Raw genomic sequence first — 21,020 nt, 5'->3', positions numbered from 1 at the left:
GGATTATCATCATGAAAAAAATCAGTGAAAAAAAATTAGTACGTATGACTCATTTATCGACAAAAGACGGCATCATCGCGGCTCTTGCCATTGACCAACGTGGTGCATTGAAACGTATGCTGTCAGAACAAGGATTTAATGGAGATGTTGAAAAGGCGATTGTCGAATTTAAAGAACTTATTTCTGAATATTTAACGCCTTATTCTTCTTCTATTTTATTAGATCCAGAATATGGTTTGCCTGCTTCTAAAGTAAAAGAAGACGATGCAGGATTGTTATTAGCTTACGAAAAAACAGGATATGATGCGACTGAACCAGGACGTTTCCCTGATTTATTACCTGAATGGTCAGCACTTAGATTAAAAGAAGCAGGAGCGGATGCAGTAAAATTCTTACTTTACTATGATGTCGATGAGTCAGATGAGATTAATGAGCGTAAGCAAGCATTTGTTGAACGTATCGGGTCAGAATGCGTGGCTGAAGATATGCCGTTTTATCTTGAATTATTAACTTATGATGCTCTAATAGATGACGCAAAAGGAAAAGATTACGCAAAAGTTAAACCGCATAAAGTCAATGAGATGATGAAAGAATTCTCAAAAGATCGTTATCAAGTGGATGTATTAAAAGTAGAAGTGCCAGTGAACATGAATTATGTGGAAGGATTCGCTAAAGAGGCAACTGATGTGGTTTACACAAAAGAAGAAGCACTAAACTATTTCAAAGAACAAAGTGACAGCACACACTTGCCGTTTATCTTTTTAAGTGCAGGCGTGAGTGCGAAATTATTCCAAGACACGTTGTATTTTGCAAAAGAGGCAGAGTCAACATTTAATGGGGTACTGTGTGGCCGTGCAACATGGAAAGATAGTGTCGAAGTATTTGTCAAAGAAGGAAGAGAATCCGCTATTGAGTGGTTAAACACACAAGGTAAACAAAATATGGATGAGCTAAATGATGCTCTAAATGCGACAGCTTCATCTTGGCATAATAAATTATCATAGTGGGTGAAAAAATGATTGTATCAGTTACGATGAACCCATCAGTCGACATTTCGTATCCACTAAGTACATTGATACTTGACGATGTCAATCGTTGCGATAAGGTGAGAAAAACAGCGGGTGGTAAAGGATTAAATGTGACGCGAGTGATTCATCAAATGGAAGAAGAAGTTATTAGTACTGGACTGTTAGGTGGTGTGTTGGGTGAGTTTATTCGAGAAAATCTATCGAGTGAAGGGATTAAGCATGACTTTTCCAATATACAAGGTGACACACGAAATTGTATTGCGATATTGCATGATAACCATAAACAAACAGAGATTCTAGAAGCAGGCCCAACCATTTCAATTGAGGAGCTGTCATCCTTTGAAGAAACATTTTTGACATTGGCAGCATCTAGTGATGTTGCCACATTATCCGGCAGTTTACCAAAAGGGGTATCAAAGGATTATTACAGTCGCTTATTGTCATTGTTATCTACTACAGATATAAAGGTTATCCTCGATACATCAGGAGAAAGTTTAAAACTTGCCTTAGAATCATCTGTTAAACCTTATGCGATTAAACCTAATAGTGATGAGTTGCAAACCTTATTAGGGGAAGAAGTATCAGCTGATTATACTAATTTTTCAGACATTCTAAGCCATTCATTATTTGATGGTGTGCCATTAATCATGGTGTCATTAGGTAAAGATGGTGCATTTGTAAAGTTTGATGAGTCGTTTTACCGAGTAGAGATTCCTAGTATCCCAGTAAAAAATCCTGTGGGAAGTGGGGATTCAACTGTGGCAGGGTTAGCAATTGGTTTATCCAAGCGGAAATCAATTGAGGAAGTATTGAAGTATGCGATGACATTAGGTATGTTGAATGCGATGGAAGACACAACGGGATGTGTTGATAAAACTAAATTTGATGATTTATTTAATCAAGTCAGTGTCTATAAATTATAATGTTATATCAAAAGATGTGAATGTATAAAAATAATTACAAATAAGCAACAAAAGCCGACGGTTTTTTGTTGCTTATTTGTTTGTCTTTAAAAAATTTGACTAAGGGCTTGGACTTGATTGTAAAAGAAATTAAAGCCCTTTAAAATTTTTAAGAGATACCGCTTATTGCGCCATTTTGATGATATAATGTTGTAAATAGGTAAAGTAGATATGTAAAACTTACTTTATCGTAAATAGGAGGGTATTTATGACAGACTTGAATCAATTACAAAATGGATCTGACATACGTGGGGTTGCCATTACAGCAGAAGGGTATACAGCAAATCTTGAACAACAACAGGTAGAGAGAATCGCTAAAGGGATTATCACTTGGTTGAAACAGGAAAAAGGTGTCACACATACACCGATTACCATCGCGATTGGTCAAGATAGTCGCTTATCAGGTGAGTCAATCAAACAATGGTTAATTGATGCGTTTATGACTGAAGATATTCACGTGATTGATGTTGGTCTATCTACAACACCAGCAATGTTTATGGCAACACAATTTCCAGAATTTAATGCAGATTGTGGCATCATGATTACAGCTAGCCATTTACCGTTTTACTATAATGGTATTAAATTATTTACTAAAGATGGTGGAGCAGAGCATGAAGATATTGAGTTTATTTTAGAACATGCCCCAGAAACGTTTGAAAAAACAAACGTTGTAGGCCATGTAGAAGAAAAAGAAGTGTTATCAGCTTACTCTAAAGATTTAGTTGATAAAATTATTGCCCAAACGCAAAGTGATAAACCGCTTGAAGGGTTTAAAATCGTGCTAGATGCTGGAAATGGAGCAGGAGGATTTTTTGCCGAGAAGGTATTAGAAACTCTAGGAGCAGATATAACTGGAAGCCAATTTTTAGATCCTGATGGTCATTTTCCAAATCATATTCCTAATCCTGACAATAAAGAAGCAATGGCAAGTATTAAAGAAGCCGTATTAGCAAACCATGCTGATTTAGGGGTGATTTTTGATACTGATGTGGACCGTGCTGCTGTAGTGGACAAATCAGGTGAAGTCATTAACCGAAATAATCTGATAGCGGTATTAGCAACGATTGTGTTAAATGACTATCCGGGAGCAACGATTGTGACGAATTCTCCTACATCAAGTCACTTAAAAACATTTATTGAAGGTTTAAATGGAAAACAAGTGCGCTACCTTTGTGGGTACCGTAATGTGATAAATAAAGGCATTGAGTTAAACTCACAAGGAATTGATGTGCCATTGTCAATCGAAACAAGTGGACATGCCGCTTTTAAAGAGAACTACTTTTTAGATGATGGGGCATATGTGGTAGCTAAAATATTAATGTTACTACCAAAATTAAAACAACAAAATTTAGAACTAAGTGATTTAATCGCTGACTTAAAACAACCAGCTGAAACAACTGAAGTGCGTTTCAAAATAAGTGGAGCAGATTATAAATTATTAGGTGAATCAATCATTGTTGCGATGCATGATTTAGTGGCAGAAACACCAGGATTTATCATTGATATGGACAATGAAGAAGGCATTCGTACGACAGTTTCTGATAACTTTGGTCAAGGATGGTTTTTACTAAGAATGAGTTTGCATGAGCCATTACTCGTTCTTCAAGTAGAAAATGATGTCGATGGTAAAAATAAAGCAGTCTTAGAAACATTACTATCATTTTTCTCTCGTTATGATTTTTTAAATACAGACCAATTAAACAAAGAACTTGAGGGGTAAGCCACTATCTAGTAGGATAGATGACGTATAAAGATAAGTTCTTACTATATTTATACGTCAAAGCCTGATAGTAAGGAGAGTTAACGTGAATAAAGAGACACGACAATCTATTTTAAAAAAAGTAATATCAGAGAATAACATTGAAAATCAATCTGAATTGATTAAATGTCTAGAAAAAGAAAATGTCCGTACAACTCAGTCAACTATATCAAGAGATATGCGTGAGTTAAATATTATAAAAAGTCATAATTCTAGCGGTCGGTCGTATTATCGTATTTTGGATGATGATACGTCTACAGAAAAGAAATTGACAGATGAAGAACGTTTGAAAAATGTTATCAGAGAAACAGGTGTATCATTGGTTCAAATTGAATTTATCAATGTGTTGACAGTGTTACCTGGTAATGGTCAACTGTTAGGTGTATTGATTGATAGTTTTAGACAGTCGTTTTCTGAGATAGTCGCATGTGTTGCGGGAGATGACACGATTTTAATATTATCAAAATCAAAAGAAGATGCTGAAATCGTGAATGATTACTTCAAACAGTTTGTACCAGAGAAAAAATAATAGTAAACATAATCCACTTTGTAACAGAGTTTAAGTTGTTTCAAAGTGGATTCTTATATAGTTGATGTATGTTAAAACTCAGGTTAATGAAAAGGGGAGATAGCAATGAGTTTATCTTTATTTCAAGGTCGTAGTTTTTTAGCAGAAAAGGATTTTACCAAAGAAGAATTAGAATATCTGATTGATTTTAGTATTCACTTAAAACAATTAAAGAAACAAAATATTCCACACCGTTATTTGGAAGGAAAAAATATTGCCTTGTTATTTGAAAAAACATCTACTAGAACCAGAGCAGCATTTACAACAGCTGTGATTGATTTAGGAGCACACCCAGAGTATTTAGGGAAAAATGATATTCAACTTGGTAAAAAAGAATCAGTGGAAGACACAGCAATTGTGTTGGGGAGTATGTTTGACGGGATTGAATTTCGTGGTTTTAGCCAAGAAATTGTGGAAGATTTAGCGAAATATTCTGGTGTCCCGGTTTGGAATGGCTTGACTGATGAGTGGCATCCCACACAAATGATTGCCGATTTTATGACAATAAAAGAAAATTTTGGGTATTTAGAAGGGATTACGCTTGTTTATGTAGGTGACGGACGCAATAATATGGCAAATAGTTTGCTAGTAACAGGGGCGATTTTAGGAGTAAACGTTCGAATCTGTGCACCTAAATCATTGTTTCCAAGTCAAGAAGTCACAGAGTATGCCACTGAATTTGCGACACAATCCGGCAGTCAATTACTGATTACCGATGATGTAGCCAAAGCTGTGTGTGGTGCAAATGTTTTATATACAGATGTCTGGGTTTCTATGGGTGAAGAAGATAAATTCAAAGAACGTGTAGAATTATTGATGCCATATCAAATTAACAGAGATATGATTGAAAAAACAGGTAATGCTAATGATGACTTAATTGTGCTTCATTGTCTACCAGCTTTTCATGATACAAAAACTGAGTTCGGCCAGATGATTTTTGATACATTTGGTATCACAGAGATGGAGATAACAGATGATATTTTTAGAAGTGAATATGGCCGCCAATTTGAAGAAGCAGAAAACCGAATGCACTCGATAAAAGCTATTATGGCAGCTACTCTAGGTAATTTATTTATACCAAAAGTTTGATAACGATAGAACAAAAAATGGAATTGATTTTTTAGTTAGATTTTTAAGGTAATTCTTGCTATAATAAACCCGATATGGATAATGTTCATGGAGTAATAGTGATTACTATAAAGAAATGATAAGTTTCAAAAATAAGGCTTCATTTATGACTATTTATGTCGTCTCCTATTAAGACACAAAACTTAATAGGATGACGTTTTTTTATTAATACGAGGAGGATTCACTTTATGAATTTTAAAGAGATGATTGCTAAAGACTTAGCAGCAGTATTAGGTGAGCAATTAAGCTATGAGGATATTTTAAATCTAATTGAAAAACCAAAATCAAGTGATCATGGAGACTATTCTTTCCCAGTGTTTTCTTTGTCTAAAATCCAAAGAAAAGCACCAAATATGATCGCTGAAGAATTATCAAAAGATGTTGATACAACAAATTATGAACAAATCATCCCAATGGGTGGTTACATTAACTTCTTCCTTAAAAAATCTGAAGTTAGTAATGCGGTATTAAATGATGTAGTATCTAAGAAAAATCATTATGGTGACTCAACACTTGGTCAAGGAAAAAATGTTGTTATTGATATGTCTTCACCAAATATTGCCAAACCAATGTCAATGGGACATTTACGCTCAACAGTTATTGGAAATTCATTAGCTGAATTAGCTGACAAAGTGGGTTATACACCGGTTAAAATCAATCACGTTGGTGACTGGGGAACACAATTTGGTAAATTAATTGTGGCTTATAAAAAATGGGGAGACGCAGCAAAAGTCAAAGAAAACCCAATTAGTGAGTTACTTGCTTTATATGTTCATTTCCATGAAGAAGCTGAAAAATACCCTGAACTTGATGATCAAGCACGTGAATGGTTTAAAAAGCTAGAAGATGGTGATACTGAAGCTATTGAATTATGGACATGGTTCCGTGAAGAATCACTAAAAGAATTCCAAAAAGTATATGATATGTTAGGGATTGAGTTTGATTCATATAATGGTGAAGCCTTCTACAATGATAAAATGCAACCAGTTATTGATAGTTTACTTGAGAAAGGATTATTGGTTTCTGATGATGGTGCAGATATTGTAAATCTTGAAAAATATGATTTAAATCCAGCGTTGATTAGAAAATCAGATGGCGCAACACTTTATATTACACGTGATTTAGCGGCAGCTATGTATCGTAAAGAAAATTATGATTTTGACGAATCAATTTATGTTGTAGGAAACGAGCAATCTATTCACTTTAAACAATTAAAAGCTGTTTTAAAAGAGATGGGTTACGAGTGGTCAGATGATATCAAACATATCCCATTTGGCTTGATTACATCAAATGGTAAAAAGTTATCGACACGTAAAGGAAATGTTATTCTGTTAGAAGAAGTGTTGAATGAAGCCATTAATGCAACACAAAACATTATTAACGAAAAGAATCCAACATTAGAAAACAAAGAAGAAGTGGCACATCAAGTGGGTGTTGGAGCAGTTGTGTTCCATGACCTTAAAAATGATCGTCTAAATAATTTCGACTTCAACCTAGACCATATTATCCAGTTTGAAGGAGAAACAGGCCCATACGTCCAGTATACTCGTTCAAGATGTGAAAGTATTTTAAGAAAAGCTGACTGGATCGCTCCAACTAGTGAAGCAACTTACACACTATCAGATGATGAATCATGGGAAGTTGTGAAGGCTTTATATAATTTCCCAGCTAAAGTACAAGAAGCTTATCGTAAATATGAGCCTTCAGTAGTGGCTAAATACGTGATTGATTTAGCTCAAAAATTTAATAAGTATTATTCAAAAACAAAAATATTAGAAGATAACAGTCAAAAAGATGCACGCCTTGCTTTAGTCTATTCAGTATCCGTGGTACTTAAGGAAGGATTGCGCTTACTTGGTATTCAATCGCCAGATAACATGTAACAGAAAGAAGAGGGAAACCTCTTCTTTTTTTATATAATTTTTGACGGTTTTTGATTGATTTTGACTGTTTGTGATTGTATAATACAGGTATGGAGTGAGAGTTATGTTGACTGAGGAAAGACAAGCAAAAATTTTAGATGAGTTAAAAGCAAAAAAAGTAATTAAAGTTCGTGAGTTGATTGAAGAACTGGGTGTTTCTGAATCGACTATTCGTAGAGATTTGCAAGAATTAGAAGCAGAAGGTTGGCTAGTACGAATTCATGGCGGGGCTAAGTTAACGTTTCGTTTAGAACCGGAATTAACGATGAAAGAAAAATCTTCCAGAAACGTTCAAAAGAAACAAGAAATTGCGCAATATGCTGCATCATTAATAAAAGAAGGTGATGTTGTTTATATCGATGCTGGAACAACAACTTTGGAATTATTATCACTTATAAAAGAAAAAAATGTATCAATCGTAACAAATTCCGTGCATCATGCGTGTGTTTCGACTGATTTAGGTTTTGATACGATTATAATCGGTGGAAATATTAGAAAGAACACAACAGCATCCGTTAGTCAGTTTGGTGGCGAGCAGTTGAAGCGGTATTTTTTTGATAAGGCTTTCATAGGTGCGAATGGCGTTCACCCAGTTTATGGCTTAACGACAGCTGATCCAGAAGAAGCCATGATGAAGCGTACGGCAGTTCATCAAGCACAACAAGTTTATTTTTTAGTTGATGATACAAAGTTTGATAAGCTAAATTTTTCTCAAATCGAGTCAATTGATACAGGGATTATCATAACGAATCAGTTAACAAAGAAACAACGCTCACAGTATCAAGGGGTTGCAACTATAAAGGAGGTAACAAAATGATTTATGCATTAACACTAAATCCAGCAATTGATTATGTCATCAATGTACCTGGATTTGAAGAAGGTAAATTGAACAAAACAACGAAAGAATACAAGTTTCCTGGGGGTAAAGGAATCAACGTATCCAGAGTGTTGGCTCAATTAGGTGTTCAATCAAGAAATCTTGGCTTTATTGGTGGATTTACAGGAACTTTTATTGAGGAACAACTGATTAATCATGGTCTTCAAAATGAGTTTATCCATGTGTCAGGGGACACACGCATTAATATCAAACTAAAAGGTGAAGAAGAAACAGAAATTAATGGATTAGGACCTTCTATTAAGCAAGAAGATTTAGATGACTTAAATGTCCAAATTAGTAGTTTGACACCAGAAGATTGGTTGATTTTATCAGGTAGTTTACCAATGGGAGTGCCAAAAGATATCTATGTGACATTATCCAAAATGGCTCATGAACAACATGTTCCATTTGTAGTGGATATTAGTGATGCAAGTTTATTTGATGTTTTAAAATACAAACCATCATTAATTAAACCAAACGAACATGAGTTAGCAGATCTTTATGATGTTGAATTTAAAACCATTGAAGACATGCTACCTTATGGGGAAAAACTTGTTCAACAAGGTGCTAGAAATGTCATTATTTCAATGGGTGCCAATGGAGCAGTTTTATTTAATGAAACAGGTATTTACCGAGCAAAAGGATTAACTGGTACACTAGTTAACTCAGTTGGTTCAGGAGATTCTGTTGTAGCAGGGTTTGTTAGTCAATTAAGTCAAGGTAGTGATGCTGTAACAGCATTTAAAACAGGGATTGCTTGTGGAAGTGCAACAGCATTTAGTGCAGATTTAGCAACAGAAGAAGAAATTAAACACCAATTAGCACGTGTTGAAATTGACGTCATAAAAGAATACTAGGGGGAAGTAAAATGAAAATTAATGACTTATTAGTTAAAGAGTGTATGATTTTAGACCTAAAAGCCACTGATAAAAAAGGTGCTATTACAGAAATGGTCAACAAATTATACGACACAGGTCGCATTGACGACAAAGAAGTGTTTGAAGAAGGTATCCTAGCCAGAGAAGCACAAACAACAACAGGTTTAGGTGATGGGATTGCCATGCCTCATGCGAAAAACAAAGCAGTAGTTAAACCAACTGTTTTATTTGCAAGAAGCAAAGAAGGATTAGATTATGAAGCATTAGATGGTCAACCAACTTATCTATTCTTTATGATTGCAGCTCCAGAAGGCGCTAATGACACACATTTACAAGCCTTAGCTAGCTTATCTCGTTTGTTATTAAACCCAGGGATGATTGCTGACTTAAAAGCAGCTAATACAGCAGATGAAGTCTTATCAATCATTGATAAAGCAGAGAAAAAATTAGATGAAGAAGAAAAAGAAGTGGTAGAAGAAGTAGAAGACGCACCATTTGTTGTGGCGGTTACAGCTTGTCCAACAGGTATTGCTCATACATACATGGCTGAGGATGCATTGAAGAACAAAGCCAAAGAAATGGGCATTAACATTAAAGTTGAAACAAACGGTTCTGAAGGGGTTAAACATAAATTAACTGATGATGAAATCGCTCGTGCAGTTGGGGTTATTGTTGCAGCTGATAAAAATGTTGAAATGGCGCGTTTTGATGGTAAAAAATTAGTTAACCGTCCAGTAAGTGATGGGATTAAGAAAACAGAAGAATTACTTCGTTTAGCAACTGACGGTAGTGCATCTGTTTACCATAGTTCAGCCAATGCAAGTGAATCGGAAGGAGAAGAATCAAGCTCTGGTTCAGTTGGTGCTAAAATTTATAAAGACTTAATGAATGGTGTTAGTCATATGTTACCATTTGTTATTGGTGGTGGGATTGCAATTGCTTTGGCTTTCTTAATCGACCAAATGATTGGTGTGCCACAAGACCAATTAAGTCAATTAGGATCATATCATCCGATTGCTGCTTACTTTAAAACAATTGGGGACACTGCTTTTGGTTTTATGTTACCCGTGTTAGCTGGTTTTATTGCATCAAGTATTGCTGATCGACCTGGTTTAGTAGTTGGTTTTGCAGCAGGAGCAATGTCAGCAAGTGGGGTTGCCTTTGGACAATTGACAGATACTATTCCATCAGGGTTCTTAGGAGCATTGGTTGGCGGTTTCTTGGCTGGTTATGTGATTGTATTCTTGAAATTTATCTTCAAAGGACTACCTAAAGCATTAGATGGTATTAAATCTATTTTATTCTATCCAGTGTTTGGTTTACTAATTACAGGATTCTTGATGTTGTTTGTAAATATTCCAATGTCAGCTATTAATAACGCACTGAACAATTTTTTAGCAAACCTTTCAGGTGGTAATGCTGCCTTATTAGGTGCGTTACTTGCAAGTATGATGGTTATTGATATGGGTGGTCCAATTAATAAAGCAGCTTATCTATTTGGTACAGGCACACTTGCTGCGACTGTTGAAAGTGGTGGTAGTGTGGTAATGGCATCAGTAATGGCTGGTGGTATGGTTCCACCGTTAGCAATTTTTATTGCGATTATGTTATTCAAAAATCAATTTACTAAAAAAGAACAAGAATCAGCTTTACCAAACTTAATCATGGGATTCTCATTTATAACTGAAGGAGCTATTCCATTTGCTGCATCTGATCCATTACGTATGATTCCAAGTTTTGTAGTTGGAGCTGCTGTTACAGGTGGTTTAGTTGGGTCATTAGGAATTAAATTAATGGCGCCACATGGTGGTATCTTTGTTATTGCATTAGTAAGTAATCCATTAATGTATTTACTATTTATTATTTTAGGAGCATTCATTAGTGCCCTTGTTTTAGGAACATTACTTAAAAGAAAACATGCAAAAGCAAATGCTTAATGTTATAGTCAGTCATCACATTTGATGGCTGGCTTTTTTATGTGGGATAAACAAAAAATTATGGTTTAAAAACATAGAATGATATAATATTTCATAGAAATGACAAAGGGAAAAGGTCAATAACAATGAAAAGTTTACAAACATATTTAACAGATGAAAGAATCCAATCCGTTCTTTCTGGGTTTAAAATAGGATTAGAAAAAGAAAGCCAGCGTGTCGATGCTAATGGTGAATTGGCAACAACTGATCATCCGTCTTCTTTAGGAAGTCGTAGTTTTCATCCATACATCCAAACTGATTTTAGTGAAACACAAACTGAATTAATCACTCAAGTGTTTGATACAGATCAAGGTGCTATCGAGCAATTAGAAGCCTTACATGACGTTGTGATGCGTTCGATGGAAGATGGCGAGAGATTGTGGCCAATTAGCATGCCACCTGATTTACCAGAAGATGATCGTGATATTAAAATTGCAAAATTAGAACATCAAGGAGATATTAACTACCGTCGTTACTTAGCGAAAGTCTATGGTAAGAGAAAACAAATGGTGAGTGGTATTCATTATAATTTTGAGTTCTCACATGATTTATTAATGAGTTTGTTCCAACTGCAAACAGATTACACTGACTTTGTAGCGTTTAGAACGGATGTTTACTTAAAAGTATCTCGTCAATATTTACGCTATCGTTGGCTAATTACTTATTTATTTGGTGCAAGTCCGTTTGCTGATAAAAGATATTTTACAGATAAAGAACCAGAACAACCTGTTCGTAGTATTAGAAATAGCGAGTATGGTTATACAAATCGGCCAGAGATTGCTGTGTCCTATCAAACAATCGAGCAATATGTATCTGATTTAGAAGAATTAGTAGATAATGGTGAGTTAATCGAAACGAAAGAATTTTATTCGTCTGTTCGTTTACGTGGCAGTGATAAAGTAGAGGAACTTTTAACTCGAGGTGTAAGTTATATTGAAATTAGAAATATTGACTTAGATCCATTTGAACGTATTGGTATTTCAAAAAAAACACTGCGATTTTTACACTTGTTCTTACTAACGCTGTTGTTCTTAGATGAAGAATCAATAGATGCCACTCATATGTTAGATTTAGGAACGGAGTATAACAATAAAGTGTCATTAGAGCATCCTTTAGATAAGACCTTTTTACATGAAGAAGGGTCTTGGTTACTAGAAAAAATGACCGAATTAAACGAGCAATTATCGACACCATTTGACTGTACGGATTTACTTAATGAAATGAAACATGTTATGGATCATCCAACTAAAACATTAGCAGGAGAAATGTTAGAATTAATGGCAGAAAAAAGTTGGACAAACGAAGACTTAGGTCGTTATTTTGCTGATTTATATTATGATGAAGCATTTGCTAAACCATATCAGTTAGCTGGTTACCGAGACATGGAATTATCAACACAAATTTTTATGTTTGATGCGATACAAAAAGGTGTCAAAGTTGATGTGTTAGATAGAACAGATCAGTTTTTAAAATTATCATTAAACGGGCAAGTTGAGTATGTTAAAAATGCGAATATGACGAGTCGTGATTCTTATGTTGTACCTCTTATGATGGAGAATAAAACAGTCACTAAAAAAGTATTGGATAAAGCAGGATTCCATGTTCCTTTAGGAAAAGAATTCTCAACAGTAGATGAGGCGCTTATTTCTTATCCGATTTTTAAAGATAGTGCGATTGTTGTAAAACCTAAAACAACGAATTATGGTTTAGGTATTTCTATTTTCAAAGATGGTGCGACAAAGGAAGATTATGATGAAGCGGTTCGAATTGCATTTAGTGAAGACAATAGCATTTTAGTTGAAGAATTTTTACCTGGTACTGAATATCGATTCTTTGTATTAGATGGAAAAACGCGTGCGGTTATGTTGCGAACCCCAGCGAATGTCCTTGGTGACGGGGAACATACTGTTGAAGAATTGGTAGCTGAAAAAAATAAAGATAGTCTACGTGGGACACATCATAGAGCGCCTTTAGAAAAAATTCAGTTAGGTGATATTGAACAGCTGATGTTGAAAGAACAAAAATTGACTAAAGCAAGCATTCCTGAAAAAAATCAACGTGTTTATCTTCGTGAAAACTCCAACGTCAGTACAGGTGGCGATTCACTAGATGTGACAGAAGAGATGAATGAACATTATAAACAGATAGCTGAGTCCGCTGTAGAAGCGTTAGGAGCTAAAATATGTGGTATTGATTTAATTATTCCTGATAGTTCAATCAATGGTAATAAAGAAGATACTCAAACATATGGGATTATTGAAGCCAACTTCAATCCAGCAATGCATATGCATATTTATCCTTATGCAGGTGTTGGACAACGACTCACGATGGATGTGTTGTTGTTATTATATCCAGAATTAAAAAAATAACTACTATCTATTAAAAAAATCTAGATTCAAACCTAGATTTTTTTATCTTTTATAGTTGACACCGCTTTCTAATGGTGTTATAGTTTATTTATAGAATAGACGGAGTGTAACTGATACGATCAGGCACCACCAAATCCATTGTAGAAGGACTACTTTGATTTGGTGTTTTTTTGTTCCTTAAATGAGGTGATTTAAATTCTATCGATAGTTAAGTCTTTGAATAACAACTTAGTATTAGCAGTAAGTGAGCATGATGAAGAGTTTGTGTTATTTGGTAAAGGTATTGGATTTAAAAAGAAAAAGAATGACTTAGTAGATAAATCACTGATAACTAAGACATTTTTAAGCAAAGATAATCAAAATATGGTTGCTATTATTGAAAGTATTCAACCAGATGTTCTTGATGTTACTGAAAAAATTGTGACATATGGGGAAGGACAGTTAAATAAAAAGTTAAATGGTAGCTTAATGATAGCATTAGCCGATCATATCCAATGTGCGATTGATCGACAAAAACAAGGGATTGATTTACCTGAAAATACGATGCAATGGGAAATTCCCTTCTTGTATTCAAAAGAGCATGAATTAGGAAAATATGCATTAGAACAAATCAAAACAGAGTTAGAGATATCATTACCATCATCGGAAGCTGCGTTTATGGCACTTCATTTTGTCAATGCACAAGATGGTGTGGAATCAATGGATGAAACTATTTTTATTACGAAGATTTTAAAAAGTATTGTCAAAAGTATTCAGACGTTGTTTAATGTATCACTGAAAAAAGATAGTTTGAATTATTCGCGTTTTGTCACGCACATACGCTATTTTATGAACAGACATTTGCATAATAAGGTACAAGAAAGTAATGAGAATGAGAAATTATTTGATATTATCAAAGAGCAATACCCTAAAAGTTATGCATGTAGTTTGGTAATTAAAGAAATGTTGAATTCTGACTATAATATAGACGTGAGCAATGATGAATTGATTTATTTAATTATACATATAGAACGAGTGGTTTCTGACACTCAAGCATTGGATTAGGCGTGCAACAATTATTGGCATAAACCTAAACAAGCAATTCGTAAACACTAGTATGTGTTGCGGCTGTTTGTTTAGGTTTTTTATTTTCAAACAATTTAATTCTAAATAGATATTCTAGGAGGAAAAAGCGATGGATAATCGTCAATTAGCAGAAAATATTGTAAGAGAAATGGGTGGCAAGGAAAATATCACTCAAAATTGGCATTGTATTACAAGGTTAAGATTTAATGTAGCAGATAGTAAAAAAATTAATATCGAAGCAATTAAGCAATTAGATGGTGTGATGGGAGCGCAATTTCAAAGTGGCCAATTCCAAGTCATTATTGGCAGTGAAGTAGCTAATGTTTTTAATGAAGTTGATCAAATCACTCATGGAAGTATCGTCGATGATGACAGTACTAATTCATCATCAGGAAACATTCTAGATAAACTATTTGACATTATTTCAGGTATCTTTACACCAATTTTAGCAGCCATTACAGGTAGTGGTCTTCTAAAAGGAATCATGGCTATTCTAGTTTGGGCTAATATGCTAAATGCTGAAAGTCAGACATATATGATATTAGATGCAATATCTAATGCGACTTTCCACTTCTTACCATTTTTAGTAGCATTTTCAGCCGCTAATAAATTTAAAACAAATCCATCTCTAGCTGGAGCGTTGGCCGGTATCTTGATGTATCCACAAATCATGGCTCTTGCTGATGCTGGAGAAGTAAGCAGTGTGACGTTTTTAGGATTTTTAAATATCCCTATGAATAATTATGCCTCATCTGTTTTACCGATTATTTTAGGTGTGTGGTTAATGAGTTATGTTGAAAAATATTCGAAAAAAATCGTACCGAAATCATTAACCATTATTTTTGTTCCGTTACTGACATTATTAATTACAGCACCGTTAGTATTAGCATTTATCGCACCACTTGGTACCTTTATTGGAACTTACTTAGAGATGTTCTTTACGAAACTTTTTGGTGTAGCAGGTCCCGTTGCTGGAGCCTTAATGGGAGGATTGATGCCATTAATCGTTGTAACAGGAATGCACTATGCGTTTTTCCCGGGAACGTTTGCCAGTCTTGGGAAATTAGGATATGACATTATGTTATTACCATTAAATTTAGTGGCAAACTTAGCGCAAGCAGGTGCGACACTTGGCGTATTGATTAAAACAAAAGATAAAAAAATGAAACAAATTGCGGTTTCTGCTTTTATTCCAGCATTATTTGGTATTACTGAACCAGCTATCTATGGGGTAACAATGAAACTCAAAAAACCGTTCTATGCCAGTATGGCCGGTGGAGCTGTTGGTGGGGCAATATATGGATTGTTTGTCGTTAAAACATTCAGTTTCGCGGTTCCAGGATTATTAGCTTTACCAACCTATATTGAAAATGGAACAAATAACTTCTTATGGGCAGTTGTTGGAGTATTATCAAGTTTCTTTGTAGGACTTATCGTTACGATGTTAGTACCGTTTGAGTTAGGCGATAAAAAAGACGTTACTGCAGATACCTCGACAACACCAGTTGCTCAACCAATAATAACGAAAGATAAATCTCATAAAGTTTTATCACCATTAACAGGTGAAGTGAAAGAATTAGCAACTTGCCCAGATGATACGTTTGCTTCAGGTGTCGTTGGAAAAGGAATTGGTGTTATTCCTTCAGGAGATTTTGTGTATGCGCCATTTGATGGAACAGTCACTATGACAACTCCTTCAAAACACGCAATTGGTTTAGTATCAAATGATGGCGTGGAATTATTAATTCATGTTGGATTAGATACTGTTGAGTTAGAGGGAAAAGGATTTGAGTATTTTGTTAAGGAAGGTGATGTGGTAACACATGGCGATAAATTATTATCATTTAATCGAAAGGTAATTGAGGAAGCTGAATATAGTTTGTTTACCCCAATTATTGTAACGAACACACCGAACTTTTTAGACATTGTTCCAGCACTAGGCGAAGGAGATACCGTCACTGCCGGGCAAGAAGATGTATTAATTGTTGTTAGCTAAATAAATTATATATAGATCAAACAAAAAATGGGAGGAATTATTAATGAAACAACTACAAGCAGGATTTCCAAAAGGATTTTTATGGGGTGGCGCAACAGCTGCCAACCAAATTGAAGGAGCATATAATGAGGGCGGAAAAGGTCTATCAACATCTGATTATGCCGCTTATAAAGACCCATATGCAACAGGTAAAGTAGATAACTTTACATTTAACGTGACATCGAAAGAATTAGCTGAATACAAAGAAAACCCAGAAAAATACTTATTCCCAAAACGTTGGGGAATTGACTTCTACCATCGTTATAAAGAAGATATTGCTTTAATGGCAGAAATGGGATTTAAAACATTCCGTATCTCTATTTCATGGGCAAGAATTTTCCCAACAGGATTAGAATCAGAACCAAATGAAGAAGGGTTAGCATTCTATGATAAAGTATTTGATGAGTGTGCTAAATATGGTATTGAACCACTTGTCACAATGTCTCACTATGAAATGCCAATTACATTAACAGAAAAATACAATGGTTGGGTGAGCCGTGAATTAATTCCATTATTTGAAAAATATGCTCGCGTGATTTTAACTCGTTATAAGTCAAAAGTAAAATACTGGATTACGTTTAACGAAATGAACATGAACTTAAATAGTTTGTATACTGGAGCAGGCGTTTTAGAAGATTTAATCGCACCAGAAGATAAATTACAAGCAACCTATCAAGCATCACATCATCAGTTTTTAGCAAGTGCGTTGGCAGTTAAAGCGTGTAAAGAAATTATTCCAGATGCACAAATTGGTTGTATGATTAACCAAATCGAATCATATGCTTTAACAACAAAACCAGAAGACCAATTACAAGCATTAAAATCTAACCAATTAAATATGTTCTACCCAGACGTTCAAGCACGTGGAGAGTACCCAACTTATATGGCAAGATACTTTGCGGACAATGATATTCACGTTGTAATGGAAGAAGGAGATGAAGAAATCCTCCGAGAAGGTGTTGTTGATTATGTTGCAATTAGTTACTACATGTCTCACGTAACAGAAGCCAGAGAAGATGCAGCTAAACTTGCCGGATCTTTCGATAGCCCAATTAAAAATGAACATTTAGAATTATCACAATGGGAGTGGCCAATTGACCCAATCGGATTACGTATTTCATTAATGAAATTATATGACCGTTATGAAAAACCATTATTTGTTTGTGAGAATGGTTTAGGAGCGAAAGATGAGTTGACAGAAGACGGTAAAATTCATGATGATTACCGAATTGATTATATCCGTCAACACGTTGAACAAATGAAAGAAGCCATTAAAGATGGTGTTGATTTGATGGGTTATACAACTTGGGGATGTATTGATTTAATCAGTTGTGGAACATCACAAATGAGTAAACGTTATGGCTTTATCTACGTTGATCAAGACGATGAAGGAAATGGGAGTTTAGAAAGATATCGTAAGGATTCATTCTACTGGTATAAAGAAATCATTGAATCTAATGGTGAAAACTTATAAGATGGTATAATAAATGAAACAAGTCTAGATAATTTATCTAGACTTGATTTTTTCACAAGAGATTAAATAAGGGGAGATAAATATGAAGAAAATAGCTTTTTTTGATATTGATGGCACATTGTGTGATAGTAGTGGACAAGTCTTACCATCAAGTAAAGAGAGTATACAAGCATTTAGAGATAAAGGGAATTTAACATATATTTGTACAGGTCGTTCTAAACCAGAAATCTTAGATAGCATTTTAGAAGTCGGATTTGATGGCATTATTGGTGCTGGTGGCGGCTACATTGTGATTAATGATGAAGTGGTCCAACATCAAACAATGGACGAAAGGATTGTCAAAGAAGTTCTGTCATACTTTAAAGAACATGACATTGGTTATTACTTAGAAACAAATGACGGTTTGTATGGCAGTGATAATTGTGTTCGTAAAATTCGAGAAGAAATAAAAATGATTGCTAAGAAAACAAATCAGGATTATGATGGATTGGCAGAAAAAGTCAGTTGGTTTGAAGCAGTATTAGAAGAACATAAAAATGATGTAGTAGACTATACTAATGTCAATAAAATCTCCTTTATCAATAACACCGTATCGTTTTCTGACGTTGCGGATAAATTCGGTGATGAGTGTTACATGTACCATTCAACGGTTGAATTATTTGGACCTGAAAGCGGAGAAATTGCGGTGAAAGGTGTCGATAAAAAGCTAGCTATCGAGTATGTGTTAGATAAACTTGGCATGACTAAAGAACAAACCATCGCATTTGGTGATGGAGATAATGATATAGTCATGTTTGAGGCGGTTGATTACAGTATTGCAATGGACAATGCCACAGATAATTTGAAACAACTCGCTTCTGAAATAACAGATAGTGCCGATGATGATGGTATTGCGAAGAGTTTAAAGAAAAATGGTTGGATTTAATTAAATAACATTTAAAGAAAAAAACGAAAAACAGTTTTTTTCTTTTTTATTTGCTACACTATGAGTAACAACTATTGAAAGCAAGGAGACGATATTTCATGACAGCCACAATTCCATCAGCATATAAAAAGCAACGTGAGTTCTTTTATTCCCAACAAACAAAGACGTTAACCTTTCGTTTAGAACAACTTGAAAAACTGAGATTAGGAATTATATCATACGAACAAGAAATTATCGATGCGTTAAGAATAGACTTAGGAAAACACCCATTAGAAACATATGCGACAGAAATCGGTTTTGTTCTAAATAGTATTCGCATGACACAAAAATCACTGCGTAAATGGATGAAAGATGAAAAGAAACGAACACCATTGTTTTTACAACCCTCTAAAAGTCGTGTTGTCAGTGAACCATATGGTGTCGTATTGATTATTGGACCATTCAATTACCCATTTCAATTATTAATTGAACCACTAGTTGGGGCAATAGCTGCAGGTAATACAGCTATTTTAAAACCATCTGAACTGGTACCAACTTTTTCGAAAGTGATAGAAAAAATGATTCATCATTTGTTTCCTTCATCTTATGTGAATATTTTTTTAGGAGAGAAAGAAACCACGATGGAATTACTAGAGCAGCCGTTTGATTATATTTTCTTTACAGGGAGTACAACTGTTGGAAAAAGTGTGATGAAGGCAGCATCAGAACACTTAACACCAGTCACGCTGGAACTTGGAGGAAAAAGTCCCACAATTATTACATCTCAAGCAGATATATCTTTAGCAGCTAGACGCGTGATATATGGCAAGATGATGAATGCCGGTCAAACATGTGTCGCTCCAGATTATGTGGTCATAGAAGAAGCAGTAAAAAAAGAATTTATAGAAGAATGTCAAAAAACGTTGCATCGTTTTTATGGGAAGGATATTAAAAAAAGTCCCAGTTTTTCACGTATTGTGAATGAGCGTCACACTAAGCGATTGGTTCATTTAATGAATGAATCAGCATCAGAATTAATTAGTGGTGGAGAATACGATGTTTCTTCTTGTTATGTTGCCCCAACATTATATGATGCCAGTTGGGAATCACCATTGATGAAAGATGAACTATTTGGCCCTTTGTTGCCAATTATATCTTATCAGTCATTAGATGATGTGATACATCCTATTAATGAGCGACCAAAACCACTCGCTCTCTATATTTTTAGTCGTGATAAGAAAGAACAAGAAACGATATTAAACCAAACATCTTCAGGTGGAGTGAGCATCAATAATACTATTTTCCATTTAGTTTCCAGCCACTTGCCTTTTGGAGGAGTCGGAACATCAGGTATTGGGAATTATCACGGAAAATACAGTTTTGATACTTTCTCACATAAACGTGCGATATTAACTTCAACGAAACTCGATACGCCATTTATTTATCCACCATATACAGATAAACATCTTCAATGGATTAAACGCGTATTAAAATAAAATAGTACCCTAAATTTTTTCGATTTAGGGTACTATTTTTTTGAGAATAATCCACTAAAAAATCCTCCACTTGAATGAGTTTGGTTGGTATTTTTAGCAGTAGAAGCACTAGGGGTTCTTTTTTTAAAAGGCATCTCAATCTCTTCTTTATTAATAGCGTGATTAAGAGAATAAACAACTGCAATAGAATCATCAGCTAGTGTCGTATGTTCAGTATCGACTAATTTTAGCAACACTTGGTTCTCTTGAGTTAGATGAATCAATTTTTTCTGAATCGTTGGTTTCACTAACGCATTAACAAGTAAAGTTCCACCTGGATATTGTTTGAATTGATTGACTGCAAACTCCTCAAACGAATTCGAACTTAATTCGGATAAGAACAAAATAAATACAACGCGTTCTCTAAATGTTCCGAGATATTTTTTTTGTTCGTCAGGCTTTAGTTGAGGGGTGCCGTACATCCCTTTGTCTAGATAGTCTTGAATATCTTTCGCCATGTTAACCACTCCTTTATAGCTCAATCATTTTAAGTATAACATATAATTCATTAGAAAAAATTTGTGAAAAAATGTTGCAATT

Annotated in this window: 16 protein-coding genes; 15 read left to right on the top strand and 1 reads right to left on the bottom strand. The window is 34.7% G+C overall.

Annotated elements, in window-relative coordinates; all coding sequences use genetic code 11:
- Positions 1 to 11 precede the first annotated feature (11 nt).
- The 15 genes from lacD to BW731_RS04865 all read left to right on the top strand — a co-directional run bounded on the left by lacD (position 12) and on the right by BW731_RS04865 (position 20,441).
- Positions 12 to 1,004, top strand: a complete 993-nt coding sequence (gene lacD, locus BW731_RS04935) for a tagatose-bisphosphate aldolase (protein ID WP_079346258.1) — start codon at positions 12 to 14, stop codon at positions 1,002 to 1,004.
- Between the two features lie 11 nt (positions 1,005 to 1,015).
- Positions 1,016 to 1,951: a hexose kinase gene (locus tag BW731_RS04930; protein ID WP_079346256.1), complete on the top strand. Its 936-nt coding sequence runs from the start codon at positions 1,016 to 1,018 to the stop codon at positions 1,949 to 1,951.
- A 247-nt stretch (positions 1,952 to 2,198) separates the two neighbouring features.
- Complete coding sequence (locus BW731_RS04925) at positions 2,199 to 3,710, top strand: phosphohexomutase domain-containing protein (protein WP_079346254.1); 1,512 nt, start codon at positions 2,199 to 2,201, stop codon at positions 3,708 to 3,710.
- 85 nt (positions 3,711 to 3,795) lie between these two features.
- Positions 3,796 to 4,278, top strand: a complete 483-nt coding sequence (locus BW731_RS04920; RefSeq protein ID WP_079346252.1) for an arginine repressor — start codon at positions 3,796 to 3,798, stop codon at positions 4,276 to 4,278.
- A gap of 105 nt (positions 4,279 to 4,383) precedes the next feature.
- Positions 4,384 to 5,406, top strand: a complete 1,023-nt coding sequence (gene argF / locus BW731_RS04915) for an ornithine carbamoyltransferase (protein WP_079346250.1) — start codon at positions 4,384 to 4,386, stop codon at positions 5,404 to 5,406.
- Positions 5,407 to 5,633: 227 nt separating this feature from the next.
- Positions 5,634 to 7,328, top strand: a complete 1,695-nt coding sequence (argS, locus tag BW731_RS04910) for an arginine--tRNA ligase (protein WP_079346248.1) — start codon at positions 5,634 to 5,636, stop codon at positions 7,326 to 7,328.
- Positions 7,329 to 7,431: 103 nt separating this feature from the next.
- Positions 7,432 to 8,184, top strand: a complete 753-nt coding sequence (locus BW731_RS04905; RefSeq protein ID WP_071456096.1) for a DeoR/GlpR family DNA-binding transcription regulator — start codon at positions 7,432 to 7,434, stop codon at positions 8,182 to 8,184.
- Positions 8,181 to 9,101 carry a 1-phosphofructokinase gene (pfkB, locus tag BW731_RS04900; protein ID WP_079346247.1) on the top strand — a complete coding sequence of 307 codons (921 nt, stop codon included), beginning with the start codon at positions 8,181 to 8,183 and terminating at the stop codon, positions 9,099 to 9,101. Before BW731_RS04905 ends, pfkB begins: the two co-directional genes overlap by 4 nt.
- An 11-nt stretch (positions 9,102 to 9,112) precedes the next feature.
- Positions 9,113 to 11,059, top strand: coding sequence for a PTS fructose transporter subunit IIABC (locus tag BW731_RS04895; RefSeq protein WP_079346245.1), 1,947 nt, complete (start codon positions 9,113 to 9,115; stop codon positions 11,057 to 11,059).
- Positions 11,060 to 11,184: 125 nt separating this feature from the next.
- Entirely contained in the window at positions 11,185 to 13,467 is a 2,283-nt protein-coding gene (gene gshAB / locus BW731_RS04890; RefSeq protein ID WP_079346243.1) for a bifunctional glutamate--cysteine ligase GshA/glutathione synthetase GshB, read from the top strand.
- A 195-nt stretch (positions 13,468 to 13,662) separates the two neighbouring features.
- Positions 13,663 to 14,511, top strand: a complete 849-nt coding sequence (locus BW731_RS04885; RefSeq protein ID WP_079346241.1) for a PRD domain-containing protein — start codon at positions 13,663 to 13,665, stop codon at positions 14,509 to 14,511.
- Between the two features lie 130 nt (positions 14,512 to 14,641).
- Entirely contained in the window at positions 14,642 to 16,528 is a 1,887-nt protein-coding gene (locus BW731_RS04880; RefSeq protein WP_079346239.1) for a beta-glucoside-specific PTS transporter subunit IIABC, read from the top strand.
- Between the two features lie 43 nt (positions 16,529 to 16,571).
- Complete coding sequence (locus tag BW731_RS04875; protein ID WP_079346237.1) at positions 16,572 to 18,041, top strand: glycoside hydrolase family 1 protein; 1,470 nt, start codon at positions 16,572 to 16,574, stop codon at positions 18,039 to 18,041.
- 82 nt (positions 18,042 to 18,123) lie between these two features.
- On the top strand, positions 18,124 to 18,966 hold the full coding sequence (locus tag BW731_RS04870) for a Cof-type HAD-IIB family hydrolase (protein ID WP_079346235.1): 843 nt from the start codon (positions 18,124 to 18,126) through the stop codon (positions 18,964 to 18,966).
- Between the two features lie 98 nt (positions 18,967 to 19,064).
- Entirely contained in the window at positions 19,065 to 20,441 is a 1,377-nt protein-coding gene (locus tag BW731_RS04865) for an aldehyde dehydrogenase (protein ID WP_079346233.1), read from the top strand.
- A gap of 32 nt (positions 20,442 to 20,473) precedes the next feature.
- Here BW731_RS04865 and BW731_RS04860 read toward each other — a convergent pair whose 3' ends face one another.
- A complete protein-coding gene (locus BW731_RS04860; protein ID WP_079346231.1) occupies positions 20,474 to 20,938 on the bottom strand; it encodes a YueI family protein in 465 nt (154 codons plus the stop codon).
- Between the last annotated feature and the right edge of the window lie 82 nt (positions 20,939 to 21,020).

The organism is Vagococcus martis (assembly GCF_002026305.1).
Taxonomy (GTDB): domain Bacteria; phylum Bacillota; class Bacilli; order Lactobacillales; family Vagococcaceae; genus Vagococcus; species Vagococcus martis.
The sequence above is the reverse complement of the archived record's forward strand: the minus strand, read 5'-3'. Positions and strand labels throughout refer to the sequence as shown.

Bases quoted from the DNA above. Each gene is read 5' to 3' on its own strand.
- lacD (WP_079346258.1), top strand. From the start codon at position 12: ATGAAAAAAATCAGTGAAAAAAAATTAGTACGTATGACTCATTTATCG.
- BW731_RS04930 (WP_079346256.1), top strand. From the start codon at position 1,016: ATGATTGTATCAGTTACGATGAACCCATCAGTCGACATTTCGTATCCA.
- BW731_RS04925 (WP_079346254.1), top strand. From the start codon at position 2,199: ATGACAGACTTGAATCAATTACAAAATGGATCTGACATACGTGGGGTT.
- argF (WP_079346250.1), top strand. From the start codon at position 4,384: ATGAGTTTATCTTTATTTCAAGGTCGTAGTTTTTTAGCAGAAAAGGAT.
- argS (WP_079346248.1), top strand. From the start codon at position 5,634: ATGAATTTTAAAGAGATGATTGCTAAAGACTTAGCAGCAGTATTAGGT.
- BW731_RS04905 (WP_071456096.1), top strand. From the start codon at position 7,432: ATGTTGACTGAGGAAAGACAAGCAAAAATTTTAGATGAGTTAAAAGCA.
- pfkB (WP_079346247.1), top strand. From the start codon at position 8,181: ATGATTTATGCATTAACACTAAATCCAGCAATTGATTATGTCATCAAT.
- BW731_RS04895 (WP_079346245.1), top strand. From the start codon at position 9,113: ATGAAAATTAATGACTTATTAGTTAAAGAGTGTATGATTTTAGACCTA.
- gshAB (WP_079346243.1), top strand. From the start codon at position 11,185: ATGAAAAGTTTACAAACATATTTAACAGATGAAAGAATCCAATCCGTT.
- BW731_RS04880 (WP_079346239.1), top strand. From the start codon at position 14,642: ATGGATAATCGTCAATTAGCAGAAAATATTGTAAGAGAAATGGGTGGC.
- BW731_RS04875 (WP_079346237.1), top strand. From the start codon at position 16,572: ATGAAACAACTACAAGCAGGATTTCCAAAAGGATTTTTATGGGGTGGC.
- BW731_RS04870 (WP_079346235.1), top strand. From the start codon at position 18,124: ATGAAGAAAATAGCTTTTTTTGATATTGATGGCACATTGTGTGATAGT.
- BW731_RS04865 (WP_079346233.1), top strand. From the start codon at position 19,065: ATGACAGCCACAATTCCATCAGCATATAAAAAGCAACGTGAGTTCTTT.
- BW731_RS04860 (WP_079346231.1), bottom strand. From the start codon at position 20,938: ATGGCGAAAGATATTCAAGACTATCTAGACAAAGGGATGTACGGCACC.